At 62.3% G+C, this 14,735-nt stretch carries 12 protein-coding genes; 6 read left to right on the plus strand and 6 right to left on the minus strand.

Annotated features, from left to right (window positions below):
- The 5 genes from BFP89_RS00085 to BFP89_RS00105 form a co-directional block, all read left to right on the plus strand.
- Positions 1 to 972: beta-ketoacyl-[acyl-carrier-protein] synthase family protein (locus tag BFP89_RS00085; protein WP_065883085.1), on the plus strand; the 972-nt coding region annotated here is incomplete at its 5' end.
- A complete protein-coding gene (locus BFP89_RS00090) occupies positions 969 to 1,430 on the plus strand; it encodes a hotdog family protein (protein ID WP_065883089.1) in 462 nt (153 codons plus the stop codon). The genes BFP89_RS00085 and BFP89_RS00090, both read left to right, overlap by 4 nt.
- The gene (gene fabG, locus BFP89_RS00095) at positions 1,427 to 2,155 is read left to right on the plus strand and encodes a 3-oxoacyl-ACP reductase FabG (RefSeq protein ID WP_065883091.1); all 729 of its coding nucleotides are present in this window, start codon (positions 1,427 to 1,429) and stop codon (positions 2,153 to 2,155) included. The genes BFP89_RS00090 and fabG overlap by 4 nt, the downstream gene beginning before the upstream one ends.
- Positions 2,155 to 3,381, plus strand: a complete 1,227-nt coding sequence (locus tag BFP89_RS00100) for a beta-ketoacyl-ACP synthase (RefSeq protein ID WP_065883092.1) — start codon at positions 2,155 to 2,157, stop codon at positions 3,379 to 3,381. The genes fabG and BFP89_RS00100 overlap by 1 nt, the downstream gene beginning before the upstream one ends.
- A 26-nt stretch (positions 3,382 to 3,407) precedes the next feature.
- A complete protein-coding gene (locus BFP89_RS00105; protein ID WP_065883094.1) occupies positions 3,408 to 3,803 on the plus strand; it encodes a hypothetical protein in 396 nt (131 codons plus the stop codon).
- Between the two features lie 201 nt (positions 3,804 to 4,004).
- Here BFP89_RS00105 and BFP89_RS00110 read toward each other — a convergent pair whose 3' ends face one another.
- Positions 4,005 to 4,391 (minus strand): type II toxin-antitoxin system PemK/MazF family toxin, encoded by a 387-nt coding sequence (locus tag BFP89_RS00110; protein WP_065883096.1) that lies wholly within the window; start codon positions 4,389 to 4,391, stop codon positions 4,005 to 4,007.
- An 87-nt stretch (positions 4,392 to 4,478) separates the two neighbouring features.
- Entirely contained in the window at positions 4,479 to 5,372 is an 894-nt protein-coding gene (locus BFP89_RS00115; RefSeq protein ID WP_065883097.1) for a LysR family transcriptional regulator, read from the minus strand.
- Positions 5,373 to 5,553: 181 nt separating this feature from the next.
- Here BFP89_RS00115 and BFP89_RS00120 point away from each other — a divergent pair, with 181 nt between their 5' ends.
- Positions 5,554 to 6,765: an MFS transporter gene (locus tag BFP89_RS00120; RefSeq protein WP_370671190.1), complete on the plus strand. Its 1,212-nt coding sequence runs from the start codon at positions 5,554 to 5,556 to the stop codon at positions 6,763 to 6,765.
- A gap of 60 nt (positions 6,766 to 6,825) precedes the next feature.
- Here the strand turns inward: BFP89_RS00120 and hemE are convergent, their stop codons facing one another.
- The 4 genes from hemE to BFP89_RS00140 form a co-directional block, all read right to left on the minus strand.
- Complete coding sequence (gene hemE, locus BFP89_RS00125; protein WP_065883100.1) at positions 6,826 to 7,893, minus strand: uroporphyrinogen decarboxylase; 1,068 nt, start codon at positions 7,891 to 7,893, stop codon at positions 6,826 to 6,828.
- Positions 7,894 to 8,135: 242 nt separating this feature from the next.
- On the minus strand, positions 8,136 to 9,554 hold the full coding sequence (locus tag BFP89_RS00130; protein WP_065883101.1) for an FAD-dependent oxidoreductase: 1,419 nt from the start codon (positions 9,552 to 9,554) through the stop codon (positions 8,136 to 8,138).
- Positions 9,555 to 9,586: 32 nt separating this feature from the next.
- Positions 9,587 to 14,032: a glutamate synthase large subunit gene (gene gltB, locus BFP89_RS00135; protein WP_065883103.1), complete on the minus strand. Its 4,446-nt coding sequence runs from the start codon at positions 14,030 to 14,032 to the stop codon at positions 9,587 to 9,589.
- Between the two features lie 351 nt (positions 14,033 to 14,383).
- Positions 14,384 to 14,735 (minus strand): SPOR domain-containing protein (locus BFP89_RS00140; RefSeq protein ID WP_176718380.1); only part of this gene is annotated, 352 nt, incomplete at its 5' end.

Consider the following 14,735-nt stretch of genomic DNA (forward strand, 5'->3'; position numbering starts at 1 on the left):
AGCCGCAATAACCAGTTGCTGCTGGAAGCGGCGTTGCAGATCGAAGACTCGATCCGCCGGGCGATCCACACCTACGGCCCCTCACGGGTTGGCGTTGTGCTGGGCACCAGCACGTCGGGCATCGACGAGGCCAGTCGCGGCATTGCCCACTACCTGCGCGATAACGCCTTTCCCGGTGACTACGACTACCAGCAGCAGGAACTCAGCGCTCCGGCGAATTTCCTCGCCGACTGGCTGCAATTGAGCTGCCCGGCCTATGTGATTTCCACCGCCTGCACCTCCAGCGCCCGCGCGTTGATGAGTGCCCGGCGCCTGCTCGACCTGGGCCTGTGCGATGCGGTGATCTGCGGGGGCGTCGACAGCTTGTGCAGGCTGACGCTGAACGGCTTTACCGCACTGGAAGCGGTGTCTGCCGAGCGCTGCAATCCGTTCTCGGTGAACCGCAACGGCATCAATATCGGCGAAGCGGCGGTGGTGTTCCTGATGAGCCGCGAGCCGGCACCGGTCGCCCTGCTGGGCAGCGGCGCCAGCAGCGACGCGCACCATATCTCCGCCCCCGAGCCCACCGGCAAAGGCGCGTTGCAGGCCATGCGCAAGGCCCTGGCCCAGGCGAAACTCGCGCCCGAGCAGATCGGCTATCTGAACCTGCACGGCACCGCCACCCAGCACAACGACGCCATGGAAAGCCTGGCAGTCGCCAGCCTGTTTCCGGGCGGGGTGGTCTGCTCCTCGACCAAACCCATGAGCGGCCACACCCTCGGCGCGGCGGGCGCACTGGAAGCGGCGTTCTGCTGGTTGAGCCTGACGCACGGGCGAGTCCCTCCCCATGTGTGGGACGGTCACGTCGACCCGGCGCTGCCCGCCTTGCAGTGGGCACACCAGGGCGACACCTTGAAAAAACCTTATTTGATGAGCAACTCGTTTGCCTTTGGCGGCAACAACGTCAGCCTGATTATTGGAGAGGCCCCATGATCGCTTGGCCACTCGCCGAACTGCTGCCCCATGCGGGCGACATGATCCTGATCGACCAGGTGCTGTCGTTCGATGAAGAGCAGGTGCATACCCGTCTCACCGTCAAGCCCGGCGGCCTGTTCAGCCAGGCTGACGGCAGCCTGCCGGCCTGGGTCGGTATCGAGCTGATGGCGCAAAGCGTCGCCGCCTATGCCGGGTGCCGCGCGCGCCAGCAAGGCCACGCGGTGGAACTGGGCTTCCTGCTGGGCACGCGAAAATTCGAGTGCAACGTGGCGCACTTTCCCGCCGGCGTCGAGCTGCATATCCACGGCGTGCGCTCGCTGGAGGACGACAATGGCATGGGGGTGTTCGAATGCCACCTCACCGGCGACGGCATCCAGGCCAGCGCACGCTTGAACGTATTTCGACCGCCCCAGGCGGCCACCTATTTAGATGAATCGAAGGACGAAACGCCATGACTGAATCCGTACTGGTCACCGGCTCCAGCCGTGGCATCGGCCGCGCCATTGCCCTGCGCCTGGCCCGGGCCGGGCATGACATCGTGCTGCATTGCCGCAGTGGCCGCGCCGAAGCCGACGCGGTACAGCTCGAGATCGAAGCCCTGGGCCGCCAGGCGCGGGTGCTGCAATTCGATGTCGCCGATCGCGCGGCGTGCAAGGAAATCCTGGAGGCCGACGTCGAGCAACATGGCGCCTATTACGGCGTGGTGCTCAATGCCGGCCTGACCCGCGACGGCGCGTTCCCGGCGCTCTCGGAAGACGACTGGGACGTGGTGATGCGCACCAACCTCGACGGGTTCTACAACGTGCTGCACCCGGTGATGATGCCGATGATCCGTCGTCGCGCCGCCGGGCGCATCGTGTGCATCACCTCGGTGTCCGGGCTGATCGGCAACCGCGGCCAGGTCAACTACAGCGCCTCCAAGGCGGGCTTGATCGGCGCAGCCAAGGCGCTGGCCATCGAGCTGGGCAAGCGCAAGATCACCGTCAACTGTGTGGCACCGGGTTTGATCGACACCGCCATGCTGGACGAAAACGTGCCGGTCGAAGAGCTGATGAAAATGATCCCGGCGCAACGCATGGGCACTCCGGAAGAAGTGGCCGGCGCGGTGAATTTCCTGATGTCGGCCGAGGCAGGCTATATCACGCGCCAAGTGCTGGCCGTGAATGGGGGCCTGTGCTGATGAAACGCGTTGTCGTCACCGGCATGGCCGGCATGACCTCCCTGGGCAGCGACTGGGACACTATCGCGGCCAACTTTCGCGCCAACCGCAGCGGCATCCGGCGCATGGATGAATGGGACCGCTTCACCGAATTGAACACGCGTCTGGCCGGGCCGATTGACGATTTCACCGTCCCCGCGCACTGGACCCGCAAGCAGCTGCGCAGCATGGGCCGCGTCTCGCGCCTGGCGGTCTGGGCGGCGGAGCAGGCGCTGCAGGACGCCGGCTTGCTTGGCGACGCGTCGATCAAGGACGGGCGCATGGGCGTGGCCTGTGGCTCGTCCACCGGCAGCACCGATGAGATCAAGGCGTTCGGCAACATGCTGCTGAACTCGGTGGCCGAGGGCCTGAATGCCAATTCCTATGTGCGCATGATGCCGCACACCACGGCGGCGAATATCAGCATCTTTTTTGGCCTGACCGGGCGCTTGATCCCCACCTCCAGCGCTTGCACCAGCGGCAGCCAGGGCATCGGTTATGCCTATGAGGCCATCAAGTTCGGCCGTCTGCCGTTGATGCTCGCCGGCGGCGCCGAAGAGCTGTGCCCCACCGAGGCCATGGTGTTCGACGCGCTCTACGCCACCAGCCTGAAAAACGACGCGCCGCAAACCAGCCCGCGCCCCTACGACAGCGGCCGCGATGGGCTGGTGATCGGCGAAGGCGGCGGCATGCTGGTGCTCGAAGAGCTGGAACACGCGCTGGCGCGAGGTGCGCATATCCATGCCGAGATCGTCGGTTTCGGCAGCAATGCCGACGGCCAGCACACCACCCGCCCGGAACAGAAAACCATGCGCCGCGCCATGGAGCTGGCGCTGGAAGACGCCGGGCTTGAACCGTCCGCCATCGGCTATGTCAATGGTCACGGCACCGCCACCGACCAGGGCGACATCGCCGAGACCCTGGCCACCAGCAGTCTGTTCGGCAGCCGCATGCCCATCAGTTCGCAGAAGAGTTTCCTGGGCCACACCCTGGGCGCCTGCGGGGCGCTGGAGTCGTGGTTCAGCATCGAGATGATGAACCGCGACCAGTACGTGCACACCTTCAACCTGGACTCGGTCGACCCGCAATGCGGTGAGCTGGATTACCTGCAAGGTGGCTTTCGCCAGATGCACAACGACTACGTGATGAACAACAACTTTGCCTTTGGCGGCGTCAACACCTCGCTGATCTTTCGCCGCTGGTCCTGACTTTTTAATCGATTGGAGAAAACGGAATGTCTTCCCTGCTACGCGCCACCTTGATCGCCCTGGCCCTGTTGACCACCGCCGGTTGCACCAGCAAACCGGTGCTCAACACCCAGCACGAGCTGCCGGCCACGCCCCAGCTCAGCGAAGAAAAAATGAAACAGGTGATCGTCGCCGCCCTGCAAAAACGCGAGTGGACGGTACAACGCCTGAGCCCGCAGCTGGTGCAGGCCGACATCACCGTGCGCGGCCAGTTCTATGCCGCCATCGACATCCGCTACACCCGCAACAGCTACGCCATCAGCTACCGCGACAGCCGCGAACTGGGCTACAAGGACGGCAAGATCCATCGCAACTACAACCGTTGGGTGAGCATGCTGGATCGGGACATTCTGGCGGGGCTGCGCTCGGCGGGGATGCAGTAAGCCAGAAACGACAAAGGGCGCCTTTCGGCGCCCTCTTCACAAACAGGTTGGCTTGTCATCGCCGCTTCCTGCCTGGCTCTGCGATGGCTGGTTGCCCAGGATCCTCAGAGTCTCACAAGCCCCTTTCGGGAACTCGGCCAGTATGCCTGAAAACAGGTTGCCTGCAATCAGTGGCAAAACGCCGTCCATCCAGATGCTGCTTTATCGCAAGCCGAGCGCACTGCGCACCGCCGCTTTTATCGCCACAAACTGGTCATGGGTAAGCTCTGCAATTTTGTAAGTTCGTTTGCCATGACGATCTTTACTTTTTATTCGATCCAATCGGCCCAGGCTCACTGTCGCGACAATGTCGCATTTAGCCCAGCATGTCGGACTCGCGCCTTGAAGGTGACTGTCAAGCTGCAAATGATGCTCCAACACCTGCTGTGGAGCCGTAGTGCTTAGCGGCACCACCGTTACGAGCAGCTTATTGGTTCGGTGTTTGCGTATCACAATAACGGGCCGGATCTTGATGATTTCCGGAACCTCATAACCGCGAAAATCACAAATCAACACGCTGCCCTCCTTGGGCTGGTAGAGAAGTGCCATCCATATCACTCGGTTGAGAAAAAGTGATTCTGCGCACATTTCCGGCCAATCACTAAGCTGGTTGCGTTACCTGATATGTGAACATACCTACGCCACCGCCCTACGCGTCAACAATTCCACAAACGCCCTCGCCATCGGCGTCTGCGCGCCCTTGCGCTGCACCAGCCATACCGCCGTCACCGCTTCCGGGTCCAGCACCGTGCGATACACCACGCCGTCGATCCGTATCCGTTGATAAGACGCCGGCAGCACCGATACGCCCAATCCCGCCGCCACCAGACCGATGATGGTCATCGCCTCCCCCGCCTCCTGGGCGACATGCGGGCTGAAGCCGGCGTCACGGCACAGGCTGAGCAGTTGCGCATAGAGACCGCTGCCGTAGGTACGCGGGAAAAACACGAACGGTTCTTCTGCCAACTGCGCCAGGTGCAAGCCGCGCTCGCTGCCCTGCGCCAACGGGTGCCCGGCGTTCAGTACCGCCACCAGGGGCTCGCGCATCAGCTCGACCACACACAGTGAGTCGGGCAACGGCAAAGGCCGCATCAGCCCGACCTGGATCGACTCATCCAGCAGCGACTCGGCCACCTCGGTGCTGCTCATTTCCTGCAGGCTCAAGTGCACGGCTGGAAAGGCTTGGCGAAACGCAAAGATCGCCTGCGGGATGCTGGCGTTGAATGGCGCCGACGAGGTGAATCCGATTTTCAGCTCTCCCAGCTCTCCCATCTGCGCCCGCCGCGCGACGTCCGCCGCTTTATCCACTTGCGCCAGCACCAGGCGCGCCTCGTGCAGAAACAGGCGTCCCGCTTCGCTCAGCTCGACCCGACGATTGGTCCGCTCAAACAACCGCGCCCCCACCTCTTGCTCCAATGCCTGGATCTGCTGGCTCAGTGGCGGTTGCGAGATGCCCAGCACCTGCGCGGCGCGGCCAAAATGCAGTTCTTCGGCGACGGCAATGAAGTACCGCAGATGACGTAATTCCATGCACACCTCATTAGGTCGTAGAACCTATCAAACAGGTCGAACAATATATTGGAAAGAATCATTAGCCAGCTATATTCTTTTTCCCATTGTCAGTCCTGGCAGACTTTCCTCCCCGAGGTCCCCCGTGAATCCTGCTGTTGCTCCACTTGCCCAACACACCCCGCCTTCAGCCCTCGATGACGTGGTGGCGCAGCTCAATGACGAGTACATCGAAAAAGGCACGCCGATGTTCATGCGCACGGTGCTGGCGCTGTTCTCCGGCGGGTTTGCCACCTTTGCCCTGTTGTATTGCGTACAGCCGATGATGCCGGCGCTGTCCCACGAATTTTCCATCAATGCCGCGCAGAGCAGTCTGATCCTGTCGGTCGCCACGGCGATGCTTGCCTTCGGCCTGCTGATTACCGGGCCGATTTCCGACAGGCTGGGACGCAAACCGGTGATGGTCGCCGCGCTGTTCTGTGCAGCGCTGGCCACCATCGCCAGCGGCTTGATGCCGAGCTGGGAGGGCATCCTGCTCATGCGTGCGCTGGTGGGCTTGTCCTTGAGTGGCCTGGCCGCCGTGGCCATGACCTACCTGAGCGAAGAGATCCACCCGCAACACATCGGCCTGGCCATGGGCCTGTACATCGGCGGCAATGCGATTGGTGGCATGAGCGGGCGGCTGATCATCGGTGTGTTGATCGACTTCGTCAGTTGGCACACCGCCATGCTGATCATCGGCGGCCTGGCGCTGATCGCCGCGACGGTGTTCTGGAAAATCCTCCCGGAGTCGCGCAACTTCCGCGCCAGCAGCCTCAAGCCGCGCAACCTGCTCGATGGCTTCGTGATGCACTTCAAGGACGCGGGCCTGCCGTGGTTGTTCCTGGAAGCGTTCCTGCTGATGGGCGCGTTTGTGACCCTGTTCAACTACATCGGCTATCGCCTGCTGGCCGACCCGTATGACCTCAGCCAGGCCGTGGTCGGCCTGCTGTCGCTGGTGTATCTGTCAGGCATCTACAGCTCGGCGAAAATCGGCTCGCTGGCCGACCGCCTGGGCCGCCGTCGCGTGCTGTGGGCCACCATTGTGCTGATGCTCGCCGGCATGGCCCTGACGCTGTTCACCCCGCTATGGCTGGTGGTGCCGGGCATGCTGATCTTTACCTTTGGCTTCTTCGGCGCCCATTCGGTAGCCAGCAGCTGGATCGGGCGGCGTGCGATGAAGGCCAAGGGACAGGCGTCGTCGCTGTATCTGTTTTGCTATTACGCAGGGTCAAGCATTGCCGGGACGGCGGGCGGGTTCTTCTGGCACTTGGGCGGATGGAACGGGATTGGCGGGTTTATCGTCGCGCTGCTGATTGGCGCGTTGCTGGTGGCGTTGAAGCTGGCGAAGTTGCCGCCGTTGGGGCAGGTCTGAAGGTTTCTGGCTTTTAATGTGGGAGGGGGCAAGCCCCCTCCCACATTTTTGCTCTGTGTTTTATTCGTGGTATTGCGCCGACAGTTCATGCACCGCGCGCAGGAAGGCACCCGCGTGCTCCGGGTTCACTTCCGGGGTGATGCCATGGCCGAGGTTGAACACGTGCCCGGTGCCCTTGCCGTAGCTGGCAAGGATGCGGCCGACTTCGGTGCGGATCGCTTCCGGCTTGGCGTACAGCACGGTGGGGTCCATGTTGCCTTGCAGTGCAACTTGACCGCCAACGCGACGGCGGGCTTCGCCAATGTCGCAGGTCCAGTCCAGGCCCAACGCGTCGGCGCCTGCATCGGCGATGCTTTCCAGCCACAGGCCGCCGCCCTTGGTGAACAGGATCACCGGCACCTTGCGGCCTTCGTGTTCACGGATCAGGCCGCTGACGATCTTGCGCATGTAGGCCAGGGAGAACTCCTGGTAGGCCGCCGCCGAGAGGTTGCCGCCCCAGGTGTCAAAGATCTGCACCGCTTGCGCGCCGGCCATGATCTGGCCATTGAGGTACGCGGTGACCGACTGCGCCAGCTTGTCCAGCAGCAGGTGCATGGCCTGCGGGTTGTCGTAGAGCATGGCCTTGGTCTTGCGGAAGTCTTTCGACGAGCCGCCTTCGACCATGTAGGTGGCCAGGGTCCAGGGGCTGCCGGAGAAGCCGATCAGCGGCACGCGGCCGTTAAGCTCGCGGCGGATGGTGCTCACGGCGTCCATCACGTAGCCGAGGTCTTTGTGCGGGTCCGGGATCGGCAGGGCTTCGATATCGGCCAGGGTGCTGACGACCTTCCTGAAGCGCGGGCCTTCACCCGTCTCGAAGTACAGGCCTTGGCCCATGGCGTCGGGGATGGTGAGGATGTCGGAAAAGAGAATGGCCGCGTCCAGTTGTGGGTAGCGGTCCAGCGGCTGCATCGTGACTTCGCAGGCGAACGCAGGATTCATGCACAGGCTCATGAAGTCGCCGGCGTGGGCGCGACTGGCGCGGTACTCCGGCAGGTAGCGACCGGCCTGGCGCATCATCCATACGGGCGTGACGTCTACGGGTTGCTTGAGCAGGGCACGAAGGAAACGGTCGTTCTTGAGGGCAGTCATGTCGGCATCCGCAAAAAAAGTGCGGGCATTTTCTCAGAGCGCGACGCAAAAGGCACGGTATGTGCCGTGCCTTTTGTCTATCGGGTCAATTTGTCGCGGACTTGAAAGCGCTGCAAAACAACTGTGGGAGGGGGCTTGCCCCCGATGGCGGTGGGTCAGTCAGTGAATCTGGTGACTGATGCAGCGCTATCGGGGGCAAGCCCCCTCCCACAGTTTTGACCCTATTTCAGATTGAAACAGCGTTAGACGCCGAGGTAATCGAGGATCCCTTCGGCGGCATTGCGGCCTTCGAAGATCGCCGTTACCACCAAATCAGAGCCGCGCACCATGTCGCCGCCGGCGAAGATTTTCGGGTTGCTGGTCTGGTGCTTGTACTGGCCCTGCTCCGGGGCGACGACACGGCCCTGGCTGTCGGTCTGGATCGCGAACTGCTCGAACCACGGCGCCGGGCTTGGGCGGAAGCCGAAGGCGATGACCACGGCGTCGGCCGGGATGATCTCTTCGGAACCCGGGATCGGCTCGGGGCTGCGACGGCCACGGGCATCCGGTTCGCCAAGACGGGTCTCGACCACCTTCACACCTTCGACGCGGTCTTCACCGACGATGGCGATCGGCTGGCGGTTATAGAGGAATCTCACACCTTCTTCCTTGGCGTTCTTCACCTCTTTGCGCGAACCGGGCATGTTGGCTTCGTCACGACGATAAGCACAGGTCACCGACTTGGCGCCCTGGCGGATCGAGGTGCGGTTGCAGTCCATCGCGGTGTCGCCACCGCCGAGCACCACGACTTTCTTGCCTTTCATGTCGACGAAATCTTCCGGCGACTTTTCAAAGCCCAGGTTGCGGTTGACGTTGGCGATCAGGAAATCCAGCGCGTCGTACACGCCCGGCAAATCCTCACCGGCAAAGCCGCCCTTCATGTAGGTGTAGGTGCCCATGCCCATGAACACGGCGTCGTATTCGGCGAGCAGTTGCTCCATGGTGATGTCTTTGCCGATCTCGGTGTTCAGGCGGAACTCGATGCCCATGCCGGTGAAGACTTCGCGGCGATTGCTCAACACGGTCTTTTCCAGCTTGAACTCGGGGATGCCGAAGGTCAGCAGGCCGCCGATTTCCGGGTTCTTGTCGAACACCACCGGGGTCACGCCGCCACGTACCAGCACGTCGGCACAGCCCAGGCCCGCCGGGCCCGCGCCGATGATGGCAACACGCTTGCCGGTTGGCTTGACCTTGGACATGTCCGGGCGCCAGCCCATGGCGAACGCGGTGTCGGTGATGTACTTCTCCACCGAACCGATGGTCACCGCGCCGAAGCCGTCGTTAAGGGTGCAGGCACCCTCGCACAGACGATCCTGGGGACAAACCCTGCCGCAGACTTCCGGCAGGGTGTTGGTCTGGTGCGAAAGCTCGGCGGCGGCGAGGATGTTGCCCTCGGCGACCAATTTCAGCCAGTTGGGAATGAAGTTGTGCACCGGGCACTTCCATTCGCAATACGGGTTACCGCACCCCAGGCAGCGGTGGGCCTGGTCGGCCGAGTGCTGGGGTTTGAAGGGTTCGTAGATTTCCACGAACTCTTTCTTGCGTTGACGCAACAGTTTCTTCTTCGGATCTTTGCGCCCGACATCGATGAACTGGAAGTCGTTATTCAGACGTTCAGCCATGTTAAAACCTCATCAAACTCTTCAGGCGCATATCACTGCGGGTTGGCACGGATGCTGGAAAGCAACGATTTCAGGTTGGCAGCCTTGGGCTTGACCAGCCAGAAACGACGCAGGTAATCATCGAGGTTTTCGGCGAGGTTACGACCCCATTCGCTGCCGGTCTCCTCGACGTACTCGTCCAGCACGTGCTGCAAGTGGTTCCGGTAGGATTCCATGGCTTCGCCGCTGATCCGCTGGATCTCGACCAACTCGTGGTTGACCTTGTCGACGAAGGTGTTGTCCTGGTCGAGCACGTAGGCGAAACCGCCGGTCATGCCTGAGCCGAAGTTGTAACCGGTCTTGCCCAGTACCGCGACAAAGCCCCCGGTCATGTACTCGCAGCAGTGATCGCCGGTGCCTTCCACAACCGTATGGGCCCCGGAGTTACGCACGGCGAAACGCTCACCGGCGGTGCCGGCGGCGAACAGCTTGCCACCAGTGGCGCCGTACAGGCAGGTGTTGCCGATGATGGCACTGTCCTGACTCTTGTAGACGCTGCCTTCAGGCGGAACGATCACCAGCTTGCCACCGGTCATGCCCTTGCCCACGTAGTCGTTGGCGTCGCCTTCGAGATACATATGCAGGCCGCCGGCGTTCCACACACCAAAACTCTGGCCAGCGGTGCCCTTGAAGCGGAAGGTGATCGGCGCTTTCGCCATGCCCTGGTTGCCGTGCTTGCGCGCGATTTCACCGGAGATGCGCGCGCCGATGGAACGGTCGCAGTTGCAGATATCCAGGGCAAACTCGCCACCGCTGGCATCATTGATCGAGGAACCGGCCATTTCGACCATTTTCTCGGCCAACAGGCCTTTGTCGAACGGTGGGTTGCGGTCCACCTGACAGAATTGTGGCTTGTCCGCCGGGATGTGATCGCTGCCCAACAGCGGCGTCAGGTCCAAGTGCTGTTGCTTGGCGGTCTGGCCTTCGAGCACTTCGAGCAGGTCGGTACGCCCGATCAGTTCTTCCAGCGAACGCACGCCGAGCTTGGCCAGCCACTCACGGGTTTCTTCGGCGACGTAGGTGAAGAAATTCACCACCATGTCGACGGTGCCGATGTAGTGATCCTTGCGCAGCTTTTCGTTCTGAGTCGCCACGCCGGTGGCGCAGTTGTTCAGGTGGCAGATGCGCAGGTATTTGCAGCCCAGCGCGATCATCGGCGCAGTACCGAAGCCGAAGCTTTCGGCGCCGAGGATTGCGGCCTTGATCACGTCGAGGCCGGTTTTCAGGCCGCCGTCGGTCTGTACCCGCACTTTGCCGCGCAGGTCGTTGCCGCGCAGGGTCTGGTGGGCTTCGGCCAGGCCCAGCTCCCACGGCGCACCGGCGTACTTGATCGAGGTCAACGGCGATGCACCGGTGCCGCCGTCATAGCCGGAGATGGTGATCAGGTCGGCATAGGCCTTGGCCACACCGGCGGCGATGGTGCCGACCCCGGCTTCCGCCACCAGTTTCACCGAGACCAGCGCCTGCGGGTTGACTTGTTTCAAGTCGAAAATCAGCTGCGACAAGTCTTCAATCGAGTAGATGTCGTGGTGCGGTGGCGGCGAAATCAGCGTCACGCCCGGCACTGCATAGCGCAGCTTGGCGATCAGGCCGTTGACCTTGCCGCCCGGCAGTTGCCCGCCCTCCCCCGGCTTGGCGCCCTGGGCCACCTTGATCTGCAGCACTTCGGCGTTGACCAGGTATTCCGGGGTCACACCGAACCGGCCGGTGGCCACCTGCTTGATTTTCGAGCTCTTGAGCGTGCCGTAGCGCGCCGGGTCTTCACCGCCTTCGCCGGAGTTGGAACGCGCGCCCAAGCGGTTCATGGCTTCGGCCAGGGCTTCGTGAGCCTCGGGCGACAAGGCGCCCAGGGAAATACCGGCGGAGTCGAAGCGCTTGAGGATAGATTCCAGCGGCTCGACTTCGGCGATGTCCATCGGCGTGTCCAGGGTTTTCACCTTGAACAGGTCGCGGATCATCGACACCGGGCGGTTATCCACCAGGCTCGTGTACTGCTTGAACTTGGCGTAGTCGCCCTGTTGCACAGCGGCTTGCAGGGTGCTGACCACGTCCGGGTTGTAGGCGTGGTATTCGCCACCGTGTACGAACTTGAGCAGGCCGCCTTGCTGGATCGGCTTGCGCGCGCTCCAGGCTTCAGCCGCCAGGGCTTTCTGTTCGGCTTCGATATCGACGAAACGCGCGCCCTTGATGCGGCTCGGCACGCCACGAAAGCTCAGCTCGCAGACTTCTTCGGACAGGCCGATGGCTTCGAACAATTGCGCGCCGCGATACGAGGTGACGGTGGAGATGCCCATCTTCGACAGGATCTTCAGCAAGCCCTTGGTGATGCCCTTGCGGTAGTTCTTGAACACCTCGTAGAGGTCGCCCAGCACTTCACCGGTGCGGATCAGGTCACCCAGCACTTCGTACGCGAGGAACGGATAGACCGCCGACGCGCCGAAACCGATCAACACCGCGAAGTGGTGCGGGTCGCGGGCCGTGGCGGTTTCGACGAGGATGTTGGAGTCGCAGCGCAGGCCTTTCTCGGTCAGGCGGTGATGCACAGCGCCGGTGGCCAGGGATGCGTGGATCGGCAACTTGCCCGGCGCGATATGCCGGTCGGTCAGCACGATCTGGGTACGACCGGCACGCACGGCTTCTTCGGCCTGGTCGGCGACGTTGCGCACAGCGGCTTCAAGGCCGAGGCTCTCGTCGTAGTTCAGGTCGATGATCTGGCGGTCGAAGCCTGGACGTTCCAGGGTCATCAGCGAGCGCCACTTGGCCGGGGAAACCACCGGCGAGCTGAGGATCACACGGGAAGCGTGCTCCGGCGATTCCTGGAAGATGTTGCGCTCGGCACCGAGGCACACTTCCAGCGACATCACGATGGCTTCGCGCAGCGGGTCGATCGGTGGGTTGGTCACCTGGGCGAACTGCTGGCGGAAGTAGTCGTACGGCGTGCGCACGCGCTGGGACAGCACGGCCATCGGCGTGTCGTCGCCCATGGAGCCGACGGCCTCGTAGCCTTGCTCGCCGAGCGGGCGCAGCACCTGGTCGCGCTCTTCGAACGTGACCTGGTACATCTTCATGTATTGCTTGAGCTGATCGACGTCGTAGAAAGCCGAACCGTGGTCGTTGTCTTCCATGGTCGCCTGGATGCGCAGGGCGTTCTTGCGCAGCCATTGCTTGTACGGGTGACGGGACTTCAGGCGGTTGTCGATGGCGTCAGTGTCGAGGATCTGCCCGGTTTCGGTGTCCACGGCGAGGATCTGGCCAGGGCCCACGCGGCCTTTGGCGATGACGTCTTCCGGCTTGTAGTCCCACACGCCGATTTCCGAGGCCAGGGTGATAAAGCCGTTGGTGGTGGTGACCCAGCGCGCCGGGCGCAGACCGTTACGGTCGAGCAGGCACACCGCGTAGCGGCCGTCGGTCATGACCACGCCGGCCGGGCCGTCCCACGGCTCCATGTGCATCGAGTTGTATTCGTAGAACGCCCGCAGGTCCGGGTCCATGGTTTCGACGTTCTGCCACGCAGGCGGAATGATCATGCGCACGCCACGGAACAGGTCGATGCCGCCGGTGACCATCAACTCGAGCATGTTGTCCATGCTCGAAGAGTCCGAACCGACGCGGTTGACCAGCGGGCCGAGCTCTTCGAGGTCCATCAGGTCGTTGGCGAACTTGGTGCGACGGGCCACGGCCCAGTTGCGGTTGCCGGTGATGGTGTTGATCTCGCCGTTGTGGGCGAGGAAGCGGAATGGCTGGGCCAGCGGCCATTTCGGCAGGGTGTTGGTGGAAAAGCGCTGGTGGAACACGCAGATCGCGGTTTGCAGGCGCTCGTCGCTCAGGTCCGGATAGAAGGCGGTGAGGTCCGCCGGCATCATCAGGCCTTTGTAAATGATGGTCTTGTGGGAAAAGCTGCAGATGTAGTGGTCGGTGTCGGCGGCGTTGAGCACCGACGAACGACGACGCGAGGTGAACAGCTTGATCGCCATGTCCTGGTCGCTCAGGCCGTCGCCTGCGATGAACACCTGTTCGATCTGCGGCAGGCGCTCGTTGGCCAGGCGGCCGAGCACGCTGGTGTCGATCGGCACTTTGCGCCAGCCGATCAGTTGCAGGCCGGCGGCGACGATCTCGCGGTTCATGTTCTCGCGAGCAGCTTCGGCTTTGACCGGGTCCTGGTTGAAGAACACCATGCCCACCGCGTATTGCTTGGGCAGGTCGACAGCGAAATGCTCTTTGGCAACGGCGCGCAGGAACTGGTCGGGCTTTTGAATCAGCAAGCCGCAACCGTCACCGGTCTTGCCGTCGGCGTTGATCCCACCGCGGTGGGTCATGCAGGTCAGGGCTTCGATGGCCGTTTGTAAAAGGGTATGACTGGGCTCGCCCTGCATGTGGGCTATCAGGCCGAAACCGCAGTTATCCTTGAATTCATCGGGTTGGTACAGACCTGCTTTCATAGACACTTTCTCACCAGGCTGCCTCTTCTATCGAGGCAAATTTCTTTTCAATTCAACCGGTTACCTTCCACGCCGAACGTACGCCGGCTTAGCGGGGGCAAAAGGGAGGTCATTGTACACACCGACACAGACGCTCACAAATTTAGCGACGAAATGTCGCAAATCTATGTCGCATTTATGAAAGGTTTAAAGCGATATGCTGTGCTAGTCAAAACTTTTTTAATTCTGACCGCTACGACTCAAAAGCTACCGTGACGCAGACACCACAAAGCGCGCGGCCTTCAGGGCTGCACGCTGTTGTCGTTTTTTTTGAGGTGCTGGGAGGGCGGCCTGGGTAAGGCCGCCGGATCTTCAGCGAGTTGTCGCGAGTTCTTGTTGAACGCTGGCGACAGTTCGAGGCCAAGGTTTACCAGCCTGAACCTTCGCTGGCAAGGCTTTGATGGCAGAATCGGCTGCGGCGCGGCTTGGGAAGCTGCCGTAGGTGATCACGTAGAGAGGCTTGCCGTTGAGCACTTTCTTGAAATACCGGTACTGACCGCCCTGCTCTTTGACGAACGCCTGGGCGTTGGCCTCGGAGCTGGTGCCGAGGATCTGCACCACGAAGTTGCCGGTGGGCTGGCTGCTGTACCAGCTGCTGCCGGAGGCACCGGCCTTGGCGACGGTGGCGGCAGGCTTTTCAGCAGGCTTGGCCGCTGGCGCCGGA

Source organism: Pseudomonas sp. 31 R 17 (genome assembly GCF_900004915.1).
GTDB classification, from domain to species: Bacteria; Pseudomonadota; Gammaproteobacteria; order Pseudomonadales; family Pseudomonadaceae; genus Aquipseudomonas; species Aquipseudomonas orientalis_A.

Excerpts from the sequence above, each read along its gene's own strand:
- BFP89_RS00100 (WP_065883092.1), top strand. The coding sequence starts at position 2,155 with ATGAAACGCGTTGTCGTCACCGGCATGGCCGGCATGACCTCCCTGGGC.
- BFP89_RS00110 (WP_065883096.1), bottom strand. The coding sequence starts at position 4,391 with ATGGCACTTCTCTACCAGCCCAAGGAGGGCAGCGTGTTGATTTGTGAT.
- BFP89_RS00105 (WP_065883094.1), top strand. The coding sequence starts at position 3,408 with ATGTCTTCCCTGCTACGCGCCACCTTGATCGCCCTGGCCCTGTTGACC.
- BFP89_RS00115 (WP_065883097.1), bottom strand. The coding sequence starts at position 5,372 with ATGGAATTACGTCATCTGCGGTACTTCATTGCCGTCGCCGAAGAACTG.
- fabG (WP_065883091.1), top strand. The coding sequence starts at position 1,427 with ATGACTGAATCCGTACTGGTCACCGGCTCCAGCCGTGGCATCGGCCGC.
- BFP89_RS00090 (WP_065883089.1), top strand. The coding sequence starts at position 969 with ATGATCGCTTGGCCACTCGCCGAACTGCTGCCCCATGCGGGCGACATG.
- hemE (WP_065883100.1), bottom strand. The coding sequence starts at position 7,893 with ATGACTGCCCTCAAGAACGACCGTTTCCTTCGTGCCCTGCTCAAGCAA.
- BFP89_RS00130 (WP_065883101.1), bottom strand. The coding sequence starts at position 9,554 with ATGGCTGAACGTCTGAATAACGACTTCCAGTTCATCGATGTCGGGCGC.
- gltB (WP_065883103.1), bottom strand. The coding sequence starts at position 14,032 with ATGAAAGCAGGTCTGTACCAACCCGATGAATTCAAGGATAACTGCGGT.